We start from the raw sequence: 16967 nt of genomic DNA, 5'->3' as shown, positions 1-16967 counted from the left end.
ACAACTGGGAGGTGTTTCTACCAATTATAGCGGTTTGTAGCCGACAAAGCTGATCTTTTTTGCGATCGCGAATATGGGTGTAACCTTTTAAAGAATAGGGTTTTGCTTTTATTCAGCAAACCCTAACTAAGCCAATATTTTGATTCTTCAAGCTAAAATATTGTCTATTTTCAACGGAATGAATATCATCAAAATTCAAGGTTAAAATTTGGTCAATTCGAGACAGAGGAAAAGCATAAGGTTCTCCAGCAATTTCCACCAATAAAGTACGAATAACCGATAAAGTTAAAGGCAGTTGAAAATGGAAATTCATGCCCTGTCCAGGTTTAGAAATAGCCTGAAGATTACCCCCACTTCTTGAACCATAGTCTTAGCGATATTTAAGCCCACACCCCGACCCGAAATTTCTGTCACTTGATTAGCTGTAGAAAAGTTGGGTAGAAAAATAAATTCCATCAACTCAGCTTCGTTTAATTGCTGAGACATTTCCTCTGTTACCAAACCCTTTGTGACAATAGATTCTCGTAAATTATCCAAGATAATCCCTTTACCATCATCAGAAATGGTAATAGATAACATTCCGAAACGATGGGTTGCTTCTAAATGAATGGTTCCTTCTGGGGGTTTTCCTTTAGCAACTCGCTCATCAGGAAACTCAATCCCATGATCGATGGAATTACGTAAAATTTGTGTTAAAGGGGCTTCTAATTTCCTTAGAATATCCCGATCAACCATAGTTAACTTACCAATAATTTCTAATTTAACCCGCTTCTTTAACTGTCTAGCTAAATCCCTAACCATACGGGGAAAACTACTCACTCCTTCTTCAAAAGGACGCATATGAGTACCAATCACCTCTCTATACAAACGATCCGATAAATTAAAAGAACGATAACTAAACTGTTCTAAAGCATTTAAGCGATCGTTGAGGACTTCCCCTTGAGTTTCTACTTCCAAGCTAAAAAGATCCAACATAGAAAAATCACTCAAGTCCATTTTTTCGTTCACAACTTACCTCCTAAAAAATACTGTGAAGTACCCTATTATCGATTATGCTAAACATCCTGGCTTAGTGTTTGACGAGCTATCATACAGTCTTGGGTAATTTGGTTTTTCAGAGCATCCAAAGAAGGAAATTTTTGCTCCGAGCGTAAAAATTTTTCCAACTGAACTCTTAAGAAAGTTGCATATAAGTTTCCAGACCAATCCAACAAATGAACTTCTACTGTTGGCACTTGACCATTGACTGTAGGACGACTACCAATATTAATCACACCCTTAATTACTTCTTCTGTGGCTAAAATAACACGGACACAATAAACCCCACGACGGGGTAATAATTTATCGGCAGGAATTTGGAGGTTAGCAGTAGGAAAACCGATAGTTCTCCCCACTTGTTGTCCTCTAACTACCATCCCTTCTAATGAGTAAGGATAACTCAACATTTCTTTTGCCTGTCTAACATTGCCAACAGCTAAACATTGACGAATTCTCGAACTACTAATGCGTAAACCACTCTCTCCACTGACAAGAGTTTTTAACTTGGTAATATAGACGAATATTCCCAAATTGTTGGCTAATTCTTGTAACATTTGGGCATTTCCTTCTCTCCCCTTGCCAAAACGGAAATCTTGTCCCACACTGATATATTTTACATTAAGTTGCTTGACTAAAATATCTTCTACAAACGCTTGTGGTCCCAGAGAGGCTAGACTGCTATCAAAAGGTAAACGCACTAATTGTCTGATCTTAAGAGACTCTAACCGTTTGACCTTCTCTGTCAGAGGCGTTAATAACTGTCTGGTTTTACCAGTAAAAAATTCTTGAGGGTGGGGAGTAAAAGTTACAAGGGTGGGGATATACTCCGCCTCAAGTTCTATAATTGGCTTGATAACTTGTCGATGTCCTAGATGGATACCGTCAAAGTTGCCCAACGCAATGGCCGTTGGTGTTTTAACGTTGCTAGTTGATGATGTTACCCACACAATTACCTACTAATTCCTCACTCAAACCAACAAAACTTCCTGTCATAACTCAATATTGAGTTATGACAGGAGAAAACATCAACCGTGATTAGGCTTTGATTGTTTCATAAACTTCAATATACTGTTCTACGGGCTTCCGCCAAGAATAGTCACAACGCATTCCCTGAATAGCTAATTTATTGAATGCTTGGCGATCGGTGTACCATAGCTCTAAGGAACGGTGCATGGCTGATTCTAAGGCTCCGGGATCGGTTTGATGGAAGACAAAGCCATTGCGCTCTTCGGGCAGATGATTTTCGTCATTGTCGTAGTCAAACACTGTATTAACCAGGCCACCAACCCCACGCACAATGGGAACAGTTCCATATTTGAGGGAAATCATTTGGGTTAGGCCACAGGGTTCATAATTACTCGGAACCACCATCATATCTGCCCCGGCATAAATGAGATGGGATAATTCTTCATTAAAACTCAGTTCAAGATGTACGTCAGGATGATCATTTAAACGATTTTTTGTCTGCCAAAACAGATTTTTTAAGTGGTCAGAAGTAGCTGATCCCAATAGAACAAACTGTGCGCTCCGCCTCAGAGCGTACTCTAAAGCATGGAGAACTAAACCCACTCCTTTTTGGTCATCCAGACGACCAATATAGGCAATGATCGGTCTATCTTTCTCCTCTAACCATAGCCGTTCTCGTAATCCTTTTTTGTTAAGGTCTTTTAATTCAAAATCATCTGGACCAAAGAGCATCGAAATATGCTCATCTACTTCTGGGTTCCATACCTCATAGTCTAAACCGTTGAGAATACCTTTAAACTTATCTTGATGAACGGCAAGGGTATGACCTAACCCATAACCCTCATTGCTAAAACGGGCTTCCCAAGCATGGTGAGGAGAGACTGTATTAACTGCATTAGAATAAACGATGCCAGCCTTCATAAAATTAATATGATTGGGGATACTGCTATCTTTGAGGCGATCGGGACTCAGATAATAACCCTCATTATTCAACTGAGTTGCCCCTAAAATACCAACACTACCCCCTCCTTGATGTTTAAAATTATGGATGGTGTAACAAACCCGTTGACCATCCATGCCACGATATTTATACTGTTCAAATAACATCACAGGTAGCAGTCCCGTTTGCCAATCATGGCAATGAATAATCTCAGGACGCTTATTGTGCATACACATATATTCTAAAACCGCTCTACTAAAGAAAGCAAAGCGTAAGTTGTCATCATTGTCCCCATAGTATTTGCCTCGGTTAAAGAAATTCTCATTAGAATGAGGTTCAATAAAGAAGCAGTTAAGTCCATGAACTTTACCACCCAACACAGTACAGCGGATGGAGCCATTGCCCCAAGGTACTGATAAATCATCATAGGCTTGGTGTAATCCCGAGATATGGTCATAACGCATACAATCATATTTGGGAAGAATAACATCTACAGCATGACCCTGGTTTTCGAGTTCGCGACTCAGCCCGAAAACAACATCACCTAAACCCCCTGACTTAATGACCGGGGCGCATTCCGAGGCTACTTGGACAATATACATAATGGCTTCTTACTTTGATCCCTCTTTATTTATATCGGTTATTGTATCAATTCTTAATATGCCACAAGCAATGTGTCAACTCTTTTCAAGAGAATAAATAGGTTACATTAAGAACACTACTGGTGTGATTAAGAAGTAATAGTATTAATAATACATTAATCCCACAGGCTTCTAGCCGTGGGAGTGTCAAGACACCTGAGTTTTATTGTTCTTAACTAACTAGAAAAAGCTCTTCTAAGGGTTGCCAACGAAAATATCGTTCTCCCCCCAGTTCAACCACAACTTTCAGGCGAGGTTCTTGTTGAGGTAAGGATACTAAGTATTCTAATTCTGCTTTGGAGAGAATATAACCCTCTATAATCCATAAAACTAGACCTTTTGAGCGAGGAGATAAACTTTCCAGTTGATAAGCGGCGATGGGTGGCACGAAATATACAGGGCCAACTGCCGCATCTTGAGCAATGTCCTTTTTTCCTAAATGGGGAGGCCGTACCCCATGAATTCCCATTAAATAAGCACCCACATCCCCTAAACCTCTAGCAGATAGGGATAGACTCTCATAACCATTAGTGCGTAAGCGTCTTTGATAGCGTCCTTCATACCCTCCTTCTAAGGGAGCATAAACCCCTAATGTACCTGACTTTTCTAGTGCGCGAACAAATCCTTTTCCCGTGGTTAACAGTGCCATCTTATTAATATAACGATTATATTGACATATTCCCTCTCGATTATAGGGGAAGGACTAGCAATGTGGAGAAGATTCAGTCCATAATTAAGATTGAAATCGATTAAGCCCAAGACAAAAAGTCCATCTATGGGTTAAAGTCAGATAAGAACTATTAACATTTTTTCGGAATCAATCCTTCCTAAGGAGAATAAAATACTATGCTAACCTTAAAAGTTGCTGTTTACATCGTCGTGGCCTTCTTTGCTGCCTTGTTCATTTTTGGTTTTCTTTCGAGTGATCCCACTCGTAACCCTGGACGCAAGGACTTTGAATAGAACTTTTTGTGCAGATGTCACAAGTGTTCATTCAATAAGCTCGAGTCTAGATATGTTAATTTAGGTGAGTAAAACGATAGGGGCGAGATATGGCTCGTCCCTGTCTCGTACCATTTAATCACGCTGCAGGTAGCCACTAAACCATTGAGCTTGATACTGTCAATTTTAAGATGGCCCCATTCGTTCAACCACCTAATGTCCCAGTCTCCATGGAAATAGTTGTTTCTCCCCATCAGGAACAGCAACGAACCCCCTCGGTAAATTCTCCAGCTAGACCCAAAGAAATCACCAATGCTAAAAGTTTATTAGCCCAATTATCATCTGAGTTGTCACAGGAACCTGTAACCCTCCCACTAGCAGAGGATGTTCCTGCTTCTGCGCCAGAGGTAGTTGAATTTTATTTATCAGCACCAGAAACAATCTCTGATCAAGATGTTACCCCTCCCTTGCCTCATAGGGGACAAAGTGCAGACCTTTTGGGTGATCCCATTACCACAGGAAAAATGCGCTCGCCTCAGTTAACCCCCTTTAAACCTAAGGCTCAACAAGGTTTCTCGAAGACTATCCGCTTAAAGGGGCAAGGGGTTAAATCCAGTCGTTTACTCCTCAAACCCCGAGGAAGGCAAACGCAACCCTTAGAGTTATCCATCACCCCCTCCTCAAATTTGGCTCAGGGACAAGTGGGAAATTCTAATGCTACACCCAGTGAAGTAGTACCAGTGATCGAATTAGTTTCCGATCGCCAGGAATACGACGCGGAAAGGGAAGTAGTTTATGCAGAAGGGAAAGTAATCATGCGCTTTGCCAATGGGGTTTTATTAGCAGATCGCCTCTGGATAAACCTTCCGGATCAATTTGCTGTAGCCGAAGGCAATGTGGTTCTCGATCGCGGAGAACAAACCCTAAGAGGAGAAAGATTCGAGTATTATTTTGTTCAAGATAGTGGGGTGATTTTTGAAGCCAATGGAGAAATTTATCAACCTACCACAGGTCAAGACTTTTCTCCCACTTTGCCCACATCTGTCGATAATAATTTAATTCCCAATCGAACCCTCAACGAACGCCTGGCCCTAGAACAACCCCTACAACGCATTACTCAAGCCCAAGGTATCAGTTATTCTTTTGGGGTCTCCTTTGGAGAAGAAAATGCTCAGAATATTGGGGCCAACTTCGGACAAGGAGCCGGGAGGCAAATTAACCGCCTTCGCTTTGAAGCCGATCGCATGGAATTCGATTCTGAAGGTTGGCAGGCCACAGACGCTCGTTTGACCAACGATCCCTTTTCTCCCCCCGAGGTAGAAGTACGGGCAGAAACGGCCACTTATCGGAATATTGCCCCCTTAGTCGATGAATTGAAATTGACTAATTCACGGGTGGTACTCGATCAAGCTAATTCATTTCCTACTCAAGATCGTTTGATTTTCGACCGACGCGATCGCCAACCTGGGGTAATCGGTTTTGGGTACGATGATCGCGATCGCGGAGGTCTCTTTGTAGAAAGGGGCTTTAATGTCATCGACACCGAAACTGTCAGTTGGCAAGTGACCCCTCAGTATTACCTACAAAAAGGGTTCTCCCCCGAAGGATTGACGGTTGATGATCGCAATACAGATTTATTTGAGGAAAATAAGGACGATATTGACGTAGTTAGTCCACCTACCCTGGGTTTTGTTAATGAATTTAACGCTAATTTAAGTCCACAAACCACCTTTTTTTCGAGAACCTCCCTAACCAGTCTAGAATTTGGGGACATTGAAGATCGCTTGCGGACAAAAACCTTTGTCCAGTACCGTTTTGGTGAAACCATCGCTCCCTATGATGTGAGATTGGAATACAACTATCGCGATCGCCTCTTTAATGGCTCTTTAGGGTTTCAAACCGTTCGCAGCAGCGTAGGGTTACTCCTAATTTCCCCTCAAATTCCCATCGAAGAAACGGGAATACAGGTGAGCTATCAAGGTTCAATTCAAACCGTTAATGCAGAGACAGATCGCCAAAGTCTTTTAAATTCCGACTCAGATGATCGTCGTGTGAGCTTAACCAGAGTTCAAGGAGCAGCGTCTTTATTTAAACCTTTCCTGTTGTGGTTTGGCCAAGCTTTACCTCCTACTCCAGAAGAAGGCTTAAAATATACATCAACCCCAGTGTTACCCTATTTAGCCCTATCTATTGGCGTAACTGGTGTTACCAGTCTCTATGGCAACGGAGACTCCCAACCTTCCCTTTCAGGCACCATTGGTGTATCTGGACAGGTTGGTAATTTTTCCCGACCTTTCCTGGACTATACCGGGTTTAATCTCAGCTTTAGTCAGGCACTGCGGGGAGATCCATCTCCTTTTTTCTTTGATCGTTTTGCTGATTTGAAAACCCTAACCTGGGGCATCACCCAACAACTATACGGTCCTTTGCGATTTGGGGTTCAAAGTGCCTATAACATTGATACAGATCAAGAAATTAATACGGATTTATATTTTGAGTACAGTAGGCGGACCTATAGCATTCTTCTCCGTTATAATACAGTGCTAAAGGTAGGGTCGATTTCCCTTCGCATTAGTGACTTTAATTGGGGTGGTAATCCAGGTCCGTTTGATGGTACTGGTATCCGTCCTGTTATTCAGGGTGTTCCGCGATAAAATCCCATGATATAATAAGAAGTTCGAGTCAAACAAAAAACAACTAAGCTTTAACTAGGAGTCAAAAGAATCAAAATGGTTAAGTTACGATTAAAAAAATACGGCAAAAAACGAGAAGTCAGTTATAGAATTGTGGCCATTAATAGTGCCAGTCGTCGTGATGGTCGTCCCCTTGAAGAACTAGGATTTTATAACCCTAGAACCGATGAAACCCGATTAAACGTTCCGGCTATAGTAACTCGCCTCAAACAAGGGGCGCAACCCAGTGATACTGTGCGGAGTATTCTCGAAAAAGCAAAAGTATTTGAACAAGTTAATGGTTAAATCGATTGACACTTCTAATTTATCTTATTCTGTCTCCCCTAATTACTTAAAACTCCTCTCATTTTTAATTGAACCTCTCTTAGATTCTCCAGATTCCCTGAAGATCGACTGCGAGGAAATTCCCAGTACAAAACGAGTTTGGATTAGATTGGCAGTGGATGAAGGGGACAAAGGGCGGATTTATGGACGGGGAGGACGAAATATTCAGTCCATACAAAATGTTTTGGCGATCGCAGCTAAACAGGTGGAACAAACCCTTTATTTGGAAGTATACGAAGAGTCCGAAGATAATAGTGGACGTTCCAGTTATAATCGACGCTCTGAGTCAAATCGCAAATTTGTACGCCGTCGTTCTCGTTCCCAAAGTCCAAGCGATCCTAAACTATCCATTCGCTCTCGTTGGCAAGAGAATCCGACAAACCCAAGCTAGGTTAACCGATGAAACCCGTTGACATTCTCATTCTTTCCAACGGACCAGGAGAAATTACTACCTGGGTTCGACCTGTGGTTAAGGCGTTAAGGACAGAATTGGGAACTGATCCCCAGCAAACGAGAATTTCAGTCATGTTATCCCCTTGCCCCCATAGTACAGGTCAAGAAGCTACTATCGCCAGTCGTTATCCTGAAGTAGATCGAGTCCAGTCCAGTGAGCAGTTTTTTTCTTTTCTTGTGGGGGGAAAAACTCGAGATGACTGGAATTGGCGAGAGCAAGGGGTGGTTTTATTTTTAGGGGGGGATCAGTTTTATGCTCTGATGATTGGCAAACGTTTGGGATACCGTACAGTGATTTATGCTGAATGGGAAGCGAGATGGTATCGTTGGTTAGACTATTTTGCTGTGATGAATCAAAGGGTCATCGAATCTATCCCCGGAGCTTATCGGCATAAATTGGCGGTTGTTGGGGATTTAATGGCGGATTTTTCCCCAATATCCTTGAATTTCATGGAAATGGCTACTAATCCAGTCATAGGAATTTTACCTGGCTCCAAGACCGGAAAATTAACCCAAGGGGTTCCCCTCTGCTTGTCCATTGCTGAACATATTTATCAACGGAAACCCCAAACTCGTTTTATCCTACCCATCGCACCCACTATAAATATAGAGACATTAGTTCGGTTTGCTGACCCTAAATATAATCCTTTTGTGATGAAAATGGGGGGTGTTAGTGGGGAACTAAAAAAAGAAAATGGAAAATATTATTTACAAACAAAAACAGGGTTAAACGTCGAACTAATTAGTCAATTTCCGGCACATGAAATCCTGCAGCAATGTTGTTTAACCTTGACTACGGTAGGAGCAAATACGGCTGAGTTAGGTGCTTTAGGTATTCCTATGATTGTGCTGTTGCCAACACAACAACTGGATGCTATGCGAACTTGGGACGGGATACCTGGGATTTTAGCAAATTTACCCTTTGTGGGTAGTCAGTTAGCTAAATTAATTAATGCCAGAGTGGTAAAAACGGGCCGTTTATTTGCTTGGCCTAATATCTGGGCCAAAGAAGAAATTGTTCCAGAATTAAGGGGAGAATTACAAGGGGAGAAGGTAGCAGACTTGGTGTTAGATTGGTTAGATAATCCCTCAGAGTTAAATAAAATTCATTATCGCTTATTAGAAGTTAGAGGAAAACCAGGGGCGGCACAGAAAATTGCTAAAATTGTTCATGAACAGTTGTCTCATAATAATTAACAATTCCAAGCTTTAAAGGGTTATGAACTTGAGAAAATGGCTAAGTTTAGTCGCCAGTGGCACTATAACAATTGTTTTCAGTATGATTCTTGGTTTTGGGGGGTTTGACGTTCTCTCGTCCCAAGCAAGTCCCATAGGGTACTTAGCCCAAACACCAGCACAGATCACGGCTGATAGTTTTGTGGCGGCCGCAGTTACTCGAACGGGTCCTGCGGTGGTTCGTATCGACACAGAAACAGTGGTTACTCGACAGGTAGACCCTTTTTTTGATGATCCGTTTTTCCGCGACTTCTTTGGTCAACAGTTGCGGCCACCCCGAGAACAAAGGATTAATGGCCAGGGTTCCGGTTTTATTATTGATGGTGATGGTATTATTTTGACCAATGCTCATGTGGTTAATGGTGCCGATAAGGTAACCGTTACCCTCAAAGATGGCCGAACTTTTAACGGAGAAGTCAGAGGAACCGATGAAATAACAGATTTAGCGGTGGTGAGAATTAAACCCCAAGGAAATACTTTACCTGTAGCACCTTTGGGGGACTCTAACAGTCTCAAAGTGGGTGATTGGGCCATCGCTGTGGGGAACCCTGTGGGTTTAGATAATACCGTAACTTTGGGTATTATTAGTACCATTGGTCGTTCAGCCGCAAAAGCCGGTATCCCTGATAAGCGTCTCGACTTTATCCAAACCGATGCAGCTATTAACCCAGGTAACTCTGGGGGGCCTTTGTTGAATAGTCAGGGAGAGGTGATCGGTATTAATACCGCTATTCGTGCCGATGCGATGGGTATTGGTTTTGCTATTCCCATCAATAAGGCCAAAACCCTAGAAAAAACTCTGGCTTCTGGACAAAAAGTACCTCATCCTTATATTGGGGTGCAAATGATTAATTTAACCTCTGAAATAGCCAGGGAAAACAACGATAACCCTAATTCTCCCATTATCGTTCCCGAGGTGGATGGGATCTTAGTGGTGCAAGTGGTTCCCAATAGTCCAGCAGAAAGGGCTAGATTACGCCGTGGAGATGTGATCGTGGCTGTTAATGGACAACCAGTGCAGGATGGCACCGATTTACAAAAAATTGTCGAAAAATCTGGGATTAATGCCAGTTTACGGGTCAAATTGTATCGAGGCGATCGCTTGTTAGAGTTGACAGTGAAAACAGAGCAATTACAAGGAGTATCTTAGCTTACCGCCGAGAAGCCCCGCACTGTACCGTAGGTCAGTGTCGGGATGATAGGCGGGTCAATGATTGGGGTTCGATGCCCCAATCATTGACAAGAAAGTAAGTCAACAATACAATAAAGGCAGTCTAACCGACACCACCGAAACAGGCTCAAAATTTAAAGGGCGAACCCCATCGCTCTAGCTAGTGGAGATATGCGTCCCTAGATTGCCCCAGACAATCAACAATGCTCAGAAGCTAGAAACGGGTAGAAAAATATTTCTGGATAAAAACTCGATACATTGCAGCCGATGGATAGTCGGTTGTGCTGACTGTGGAGGTATCTGGACGGGGATATGTGAATGGCAACATTTGTGTATCTAGAAAAGACCGATGAAACAGTAACGTCCTGTCGTGAGGTAGAGAGGTTCCCCGCTGTACCCACTGGATCAGCGTCGGGAGGAGTGTCACTTAGTTAATACTTTTGATTTAGGGGTCAACGGTTGTTGACCCCTACTTAATGTTAATATAATAATGATAAATAAAAGCTTAAATTAGTTTTACTTAGATTAAATATAATGGAATCTTCTTTTAAAAGAGTTCATCTAGAAACCTATAAAAATCGTTTTTTAGAATTTTTCAATTTACCTTCTTTTTCCTGGCGTTTTCTGCGGTTAGCGTCTATTAATATTTTATCTAATTTAATGGTTCCCATTGCTGGGTTACTTAGTATTACATTTTTGGGGCATTTAAAAGATATTCATCATTTAGCTGGAGTCACCTTAGCTACTATTATTTTTAATTATCTTTATCGTGCCTTGGGATTTCTTCGTACTTCCACAACAGGAATTACTGCCCAAGGAATGGGAAGAAAGGACTCCCAAGAAGTGTTATTAGTCTTACTTAAAAATGGCTTGTTAGCCTTAAGTTTAGGGTTAATTATTTTAATATTACAGTATCCCTTAAGATGGATTGGGTTTAGTTTAGTTAGTGCAGCACCTTTGGTAAAAGTTTCCGCACAAGCTTATTATGATACTCGTATTATAGGCGCGCCGGCTGTTTTACTTAATTTTGTCTTAATTGGTTGGTTTTTGGGAAAGGAACAAAGTGGTAAAGTTTTATGGCTTTCTCTTATTGGTAACGGTGCTAATGTTATCTTAGATTATTTATTAATTATTCGTTGGGGTTTAGAAAGTGGAGGTGCAGGTTTAGCAACTTCTTTAAGTCAGATTCTTATGTGTTTAATTGGATTATTATTAGTCGTAAAAGATATTAATTGGCAAGATGTTAAACAGATTACCAAAAGAATTTCATTAGAGCAATGGAAAGATAACTTAATGCTCAACCGTGATTTGTTTATCCGTACTTTAATTTTCCTCTCTGCTTTTTCCTTCTTTACTAATATTAGTTCTGCTATGGGAACACTAACTTTAGCGGAGAATTCTGTTTTATTGCAGATATTTTCTCTAGTGGTTTATTTTATCGATGGAGTAGCTTTTGCAACAGAATCTTTAGCAGGTAATTTTAAAGGACAAGGAACGAAAAAACAATTAATCCCCTTGCTTAAATTCTCAGGAATTCTCGGTTTCATATTTGCCTTAGGAGCAGTTTCTATCATAATTTTATTTCCACAAACTTTATTCGGACTATTGACAAATCACCAAGAGATTTTTCCTTCCTTAAATGCTCATGTTATCTGGTTGTTACCTGTTCTTAGTTTTGGTTCAATTGCCTTTATTTTAGATGGTTACTTTATCGGGTTAGCAGAAGGTGTTATGCTAAGAAATACAGCACTAGGAGCAACTTTCGTTGGTTTTGTACCTGTTGCTACTATTGCTTGGCATTACAATAATAGCAACCTATTATGGTTAGCTTTATCCTTATTTATGGTCGCTAGAGTTGTTTTGTTAGGATTAAAGGTTCCCAAAACTTTAGATAATTAATTGTCCATTACCCGTTATTGATTAAGAATTGATTGCAGACAAATTTATGAATGACTTAGCAAAGAACATTAAAAAACTAGATAATAAACTCTCAAAACGTCCCATAGCTCTTGATCCAGGGGGGTACTTTATTATTTATATCGACAGAGAAAATAGTCTCATCTGTACTAAATACTTTACCAATATTATTAATGAAAAAGGATTAGCAGTTGATCCAGAAACAGGGGAAGTTATTGCAGCAAGAGGTCAAAAAAATCGTACAGAAGAAACCCTTTTTACAGGACGTAGTGCTAAAGAATTGTGTGTCAAAGTGATAGAAGAAAATCCTAATTGTGCTATCACAATGTTAGATCATGCCGCTTATTTAGGAAGAGAATTCATGCGGGCAGAAATAGCGTTAATCCAAGGAACAGAATATATACAAGATTGATATATATTATTGATGGTTTAACCTAGTTTTCTCAGTTTTCCCTGACTTTGTGTTTTTTTGATGACACGATCGCTGATTTTTGAGTGATAAATGTGTTATCCCATAATCAGTAAACGAGGCGTTAATAATTTCAGTCTCTCGTCAATTGACAGTTTGTTTTATTTTCCTTAAACTATGAGCAAAACAGGTAAAATTTACTGTTTTCAAGCAGATTATCGAGCATCTACCCAGTTTGATGCCCATCAAGTTCCAGATTGGTTATCCCTAGAAGTTCACTGGCAAGGTTATTGCATCTCAACAGTTCCTTGGGTTGCTGATGTAGCCAGGGTTTTAGGTCTTTTACCCGTTGAGGATACGCCAGAAGCATGGATGAGTCATTTAGAGGAATTAGGGCTAAAAGGCATAACTCAGGTATGTTGCGAAGACTTCTTTGAAGACAGATTATATTGTTAACCGAAGGGGGCAAAATAGCCCCCATTAAAAAGACTTAAGAACTAACAGCCGGAAGGGCAATCCCTTCAGCCGCTTGACGGAATTGTTCAACCTGATCGCTATAATCGATCGGCAAAACTCCAACCACATTCTCATGGGGACGGGGGATGATTACCCAAGTTTCCAGGGTAGCTCCTTCAGTCCTTTCAATGGCATCAATTCCCGCTGCTATAGCGACTTTAACCTCTTGAACGTCTCCCCGAATGTTGAGAGTAAAACGCGCGCTCCCTGCGCGAATATAGCCGACGATGGTAATTCTTCCGGCTTTAACCATAGCATCGGCAGCGGCTAAAATTCCGGGAAAACCTTTTGATTCGATCGATCCAACTGCTTTTTGAGTCATAATTTAAGTCTCCTAAATAATCATTGATGGGATGCTTAACAATAGGAATAATTTTATGGTTAAAGGGGACAGTCCCTTTATGAAACGCGAAATTGTTCCACTGCTTCTGTAAAATCTAAGGGCAGAACTGAGAGCAGATTTTCTGGTGGGTTAGGGACAATGTAATGACTAGCTACTTTACCGTTGTAGGATTTTTCAGCCGCTTCTTTTCCTGCTTCCATAGAATTTTTCACCTCAGAAACGGGGCCACGAATTGCCACTAAAAATTCTCCACGTTCAGCTTTATCAAAATACACAATTGTCACCGTTCCCCCTTTAACCATTGCATCTGCGGCGGCTAAAACTGCGGGAAATCCTACGGTTTGAATAACACCAACGGCTTGAGGCATAAGGGTAATAATGGGAAAAGCATGGTTTTTCTTGCTCACCAATCATATCACGATAGGGATTCTGCTGTCAGACCCCGTCGTTAACGACGGGGTTTGGGTTCTGCTACACAAAACTTAACTAAACCTCTTTAATCTTACTCATAATATAAGCTATCATAGCATTATGAGCAAGTTATTATCAATTTCTGAAGCAGCTAAACTCAAAGGGGTTAGTACAAGTACCCTCAGACGATGGGAAGCCGAAGGAAAGTTAATTCCTCAAAGAACTGCCAATGGCCATCGGCGGTATGAACTGTCAGAACTTCTTGGGATAAAGAAAGAACTTTCTTATACCATTGGTTACGCTCGAACCAGTTCCCATGACCAGAAAAAAGACCTAGAGCGTCAAATTGAAGTCTTAGAATTATTCTGCGCTCAACAAGGATGGCAATATGAAATTATCAAAGATTTAGGAAGTGGGATGAATTATAATAAGCGGGGATTGCAAAAACTAATTCGTTTAATTGTAGATAATAAAGTAGAGCGTTTAGTCTTAACTCAAAAAGATAGATTATTAAGATTTGGCGGTGAATTAATATTTAGCTTGTGTGAGCATTTTGGCACAGAAGTTGTTATTATTAATAGGACAGAAGATTCAAGTTATGAGGAGGATTTAGCGCAGGATGTTTTAGAAATAATAACTGTATTTTCTGCTAGATCATATGGGTCAAGAAGTCACAAGAATAAAAAGATTATCGAACAATTAAGGGAGATTGCTCAGGAGATATAAAATATGCAGAGCTTCAGCAATTAATAATGAACAATTAATAATTAATAATTAATAATTACCTTTATCCTATTAATAGTGAACAATACGAAAACCAATATCATAAAGGGAAGTTAAGGGATCAAGTCTCCCCCGATAAGCGGAACGACATTTATGGGGAGAACAATTCCAAGATCCTCCACGAAGCACTCTTCTTTCTTCATCGGTATGGGTGATCCAAGTTTGGCCATCGTCAGGACAACCCAGATAATTTCTATGCCAAAGATCATCACACCATTCTCGTACATTGCCGTACATATCATAGAGTCCAAAACCATTAGCCACAGCAAAATAGCCCACAGGAGTAGTTTCCCGTCGATCTTCTCCCAATAAACCTTGACCATAAGCACCTTGGCTGCAAATTTTTCCTTGATATTCCCAATTTATCCCTGAATAGTTGGCTAGATCGGTGGTAATGGTTTCCCCAAAATGAAAAGGGGTGTTGGTATTAGCACGACAGGCGTATTCCCATTGCGCTTCACTCGGAAGATAATAAGAACGTTGACTATGTTGGGATAATCTAGCGCAAAATTCTACAGCATCATACCAAGATACTTTTTCAACGGGATGATTCGGGTGAGAAAAATTAGCGGGGTCCCCAAGAAGAGATTGTTTAATGGTGGGGAGTTGAGCAACTATTTTCCATTGTTGTTGGGTAATGAGATATTTACTCATCCAGAAGGGTTTGAGTGTGACTCGGTGTTGAGGGGTTTGAGAGGGGAGACACCCTTCTTCCGTCTTGAGAGAACCCATATAAAAGGTTCCCGGCGGAATGGCTACCATCTCTAAATGACAGTCATCTTCTAATGTTTCTAGAAAATATAAGGTTTTTTTATTTTCTCGTTGAATAATTTTGCCTTGGGGGTTGACTGTGACAACCTCGAATTCATAAGAGGATAGTTTAGTCGTCATGAAAATTATCAGATTAGGGAGTTTAGCTAAAATATTTTGATGATAATGCTGGTGGGCAATGGGTTTAAAAAATATAGATTTAATTCCTCCTCTATCTCCATTGCCCACCCTACATATTTAGTCCGATTGAACTAACTCGCTTGGGGACTCAGAGGTATCAAACACCAATCTTAATAAAGGAGGGGATAAAAAGGTGGTGGCAATAACCATCAAAACAATAGCTACATCAATAGAGGGAGGTAACGCCCCTGTTGCTGAACCTAACCCGGCAAAGACTAACCCAACTTCTCCACGGGGAATCATTCCAGTCCCGATACCAAGACGGTTAATTTTTTCATCGGTAAAGGCAAAGAACCCGGCAGATACTTTACCGACAATGGCAACAATAATCAAAAAACCAGCTATGATCAAACCTTCTCTATTAGCCGGAACCGAAGGGTTAAGAACACTGAGATCGGTTTTGGCCCCAATGGAGACAAAAAACACTGTTGAGAATACCACAGAAAGGACTTCAATAGCCTCAACTAAGCGTTCTCGTGCTGTGGTTCCTCCTAAGATTAATCCTGCTGCAAAGGCTCCCAGAATCGGTTCTAAACCCACAACTCCTGCTAGAAAACTGAGGAAAATAAACAGAATAAAGTAACCCATCCCTCTGTTGGGGGATTTTAATTTCTCTAACTGAGTAACAAACCAAGGTCCGAAAAACTGATTCAGGACAATGGCAGCTATCATAAACGCAGCCGCAATGAGGATTAGTGTCAGGGCTTTAACCACGTCCACTTCTCCTGTTTCCACAATACTGATGACCACTGCCAGGATGACAATGCCTAAAATATCATCGAGGATAGCTGCCCCTAAAATGATTTGACCTTCCTTGGATTTGAGAACCCCAAGATCCTGCATCACTTTGGCTGTAATACCAATACTGGTGGCAGTTAAGGCTGCCCCTGCAAATAATGCTGGTAAGGTGGGAACGTGAAACAGATAAGTTAGTCCCAAAAATCCTAAAACAAATGGTAGGGTTACTCCTACAATGGCCACACTGGCTGATTGAAAGCCCACTTTGAGCAATTCTTTTAAGTCAGATTCTAAACCGATCAAGAATAATAAAACCCCAACCCCAAATTCGGAATATTCATCGATGATCAGGGGAACGGGTTCCTCAAAAACGGCTTTAACTTGTTCTGGGGTGCTGTTGGAGAGGATCTCAATCAAATGGCTTAAAGAGGGATTAATTTCCCCTCCATCTAATACCACCAGATGTAATCCTGAAACCCCAATCACTACACCTGC

Annotated in this window: 19 protein-coding genes; 10 read left to right on the top strand and 9 right to left on the bottom strand. The window is 40.9% G+C overall.

The features are described from left to right. Window positions 1-112 precede the first annotated feature (112 nt). The 5 genes from CWATDRAFT_RS39290 to ndhN form a co-directional block, all read right to left on the bottom strand. Window positions 113-313, bottom strand: a complete 201-nt coding sequence (locus CWATDRAFT_RS39290; protein WP_007303661.1) for a hypothetical protein — start codon at window positions 311-313, stop codon at window positions 113-115. Beyond that, complete coding sequence (locus tag CWATDRAFT_RS03330) at window positions 310-1008, bottom strand: ATP-binding protein (protein WP_232286962.1); 699 nt, start codon at window positions 1006-1008, stop codon at window positions 310-312. The genes CWATDRAFT_RS39290 and CWATDRAFT_RS03330 overlap by 4 nt, the downstream gene beginning before the upstream one ends. 47 nt (window positions 1009-1055) lie before the next feature. Beyond that, on the bottom strand, window positions 1056-1985 hold the full coding sequence (locus CWATDRAFT_RS03325) for a bifunctional riboflavin kinase/FAD synthetase (RefSeq protein WP_007303659.1): 930 nt from the start codon (window positions 1983-1985) through the stop codon (window positions 1056-1058). 88 nt (window positions 1986-2073) lie between these two features. Then, on the bottom strand, window positions 2074-3546 hold the full coding sequence (gene glgA / locus CWATDRAFT_RS03320; protein WP_007303658.1) for a glycogen synthase GlgA: 1473 nt from the start codon (window positions 3544-3546) through the stop codon (window positions 2074-2076). 211 nt (window positions 3547-3757) lie between these two features. Continuing rightward, a complete protein-coding gene (gene ndhN / locus CWATDRAFT_RS03315; RefSeq protein ID WP_007303657.1) occupies window positions 3758-4234 on the bottom strand; it encodes an NAD(P)H-quinone oxidoreductase subunit N in 477 nt (158 codons plus the stop codon). A 197-nt stretch (window positions 4235-4431) separates the two neighbouring features. On the opposite strand from ndhN, the gene CWATDRAFT_RS32770 reads away from it, so the two are divergent. From CWATDRAFT_RS32770 to CWATDRAFT_RS03275, 9 genes are all read left to right on the top strand, one after another. Further along, on the top strand, window positions 4432-4548 hold the full coding sequence (locus CWATDRAFT_RS32770) for a photosystem II reaction center protein I (RefSeq protein WP_007303656.1): 117 nt from the start codon (window positions 4432-4434) through the stop codon (window positions 4546-4548). A 209-nt stretch (window positions 4549-4757) separates the two neighbouring features. Next, on the top strand, window positions 4758-7181 hold the full coding sequence (locus CWATDRAFT_RS03310; RefSeq protein WP_412093192.1) for a DUF3769 domain-containing protein: 2424 nt from the start codon (window positions 4758-4760) through the stop codon (window positions 7179-7181). Window positions 7182-7256: 75 nt separating this feature from the next. Further along, window positions 7257-7505: a 30S ribosomal protein S16 gene (rpsP, locus tag CWATDRAFT_RS03305; RefSeq protein ID WP_007303654.1), complete on the top strand. Its 249-nt coding sequence runs from the start codon at window positions 7257-7259 to the stop codon at window positions 7503-7505. Then, on the top strand, window positions 7498-7935 hold the full coding sequence (locus tag CWATDRAFT_RS03300; RefSeq protein WP_007309194.1) for a KH domain-containing protein: 438 nt from the start codon (window positions 7498-7500) through the stop codon (window positions 7933-7935). The genes rpsP and CWATDRAFT_RS03300 overlap by 8 nt, the downstream gene beginning before the upstream one ends. 8 nt (window positions 7936-7943) lie before the next feature. After that, window positions 7944-9194: a glycosyltransferase family protein gene (locus tag CWATDRAFT_RS03295; RefSeq protein WP_007303652.1), complete on the top strand. Its 1251-nt coding sequence runs from the start codon at window positions 7944-7946 to the stop codon at window positions 9192-9194. A gap of 22 nt (window positions 9195-9216) precedes the next feature. Continuing rightward, entirely contained in the window at window positions 9217-10383 is a 1167-nt protein-coding gene (locus tag CWATDRAFT_RS03290) for an HhoA/HhoB/HtrA family serine endopeptidase (RefSeq protein ID WP_007303651.1), read from the top strand. Between the two features lie 555 nt (window positions 10384-10938). Continuing rightward, entirely contained in the window at window positions 10939-12303 is a 1365-nt protein-coding gene (gntT, locus tag CWATDRAFT_RS03285) for a guanitoxin biosynthesis MATE family efflux transporter GntT (protein WP_007303650.1), read from the top strand. A 46-nt stretch (window positions 12304-12349) separates the two neighbouring features. Continuing rightward, window positions 12350-12733, top strand: a complete 384-nt coding sequence (locus tag CWATDRAFT_RS03280) for a DUF4346 domain-containing protein (protein ID WP_007303649.1) — start codon at window positions 12350-12352, stop codon at window positions 12731-12733. A 174-nt stretch (window positions 12734-12907) separates the two neighbouring features. Further along, complete coding sequence (locus tag CWATDRAFT_RS03275; protein ID WP_007303648.1) at window positions 12908-13186, top strand: hypothetical protein; 279 nt, start codon at window positions 12908-12910, stop codon at window positions 13184-13186. Between the two features lie 34 nt (window positions 13187-13220). Here the strand turns inward: CWATDRAFT_RS03275 and CWATDRAFT_RS03270 are convergent, their stop codons facing one another. Together CWATDRAFT_RS03270 and CWATDRAFT_RS03265 are read right to left on the bottom strand one after the other, a co-directional pair. Beyond that, the gene (locus tag CWATDRAFT_RS03270; RefSeq protein WP_007303647.1) at window positions 13221-13568 is read right to left on the bottom strand and encodes a carbon dioxide-concentrating mechanism protein CcmK; all 348 of its coding nucleotides are present in this window, start codon (window positions 13566-13568) and stop codon (window positions 13221-13223) included. Between the two features lie 77 nt (window positions 13569-13645). Further along, window positions 13646-13957, bottom strand: a complete 312-nt coding sequence (locus CWATDRAFT_RS03265) for a carbon dioxide-concentrating mechanism protein CcmK (protein WP_042711155.1) — start codon at window positions 13955-13957, stop codon at window positions 13646-13648. Window positions 13958-14120: 163 nt separating this feature from the next. Between CWATDRAFT_RS03265 and CWATDRAFT_RS03260 the strand changes: the two genes are divergently transcribed. Further along, a complete protein-coding gene (locus CWATDRAFT_RS03260) occupies window positions 14121-14726 on the top strand; it encodes an IS607 family transposase (protein WP_007303645.1) in 606 nt (201 codons plus the stop codon). 69 nt (window positions 14727-14795) lie between these two features. Here CWATDRAFT_RS03260 and CWATDRAFT_RS03255 read toward each other — a convergent pair whose 3' ends face one another. Together CWATDRAFT_RS03255 and CWATDRAFT_RS03250 are read right to left on the bottom strand one after the other, a co-directional pair. Further along, complete coding sequence (locus tag CWATDRAFT_RS03255) at window positions 14796-15674, bottom strand: formylglycine-generating enzyme family protein (protein ID WP_007303644.1); 879 nt, start codon at window positions 15672-15674, stop codon at window positions 14796-14798. Window positions 15675-15791: 117 nt separating this feature from the next. Beyond that, window positions 15792-16958: a cation:proton antiporter gene (locus CWATDRAFT_RS03250; protein WP_007303643.1), complete on the bottom strand. Its 1167-nt coding sequence runs from the start codon at window positions 16956-16958 to the stop codon at window positions 15792-15794. Window positions 16959-16967: the final 9 nt, after the last annotated feature.

It is taken from the genome of Crocosphaera watsonii WH 8501, from assembly GCF_000167195.1.
Classification (GTDB): domain Bacteria; phylum Cyanobacteriota; class Cyanobacteriia; order Cyanobacteriales; family Microcystaceae; genus Crocosphaera; species Crocosphaera watsonii.
The sequence above is the reverse complement of the archived record's forward strand: the minus strand, read 5'-3'. Positions and strand labels throughout refer to the sequence as shown.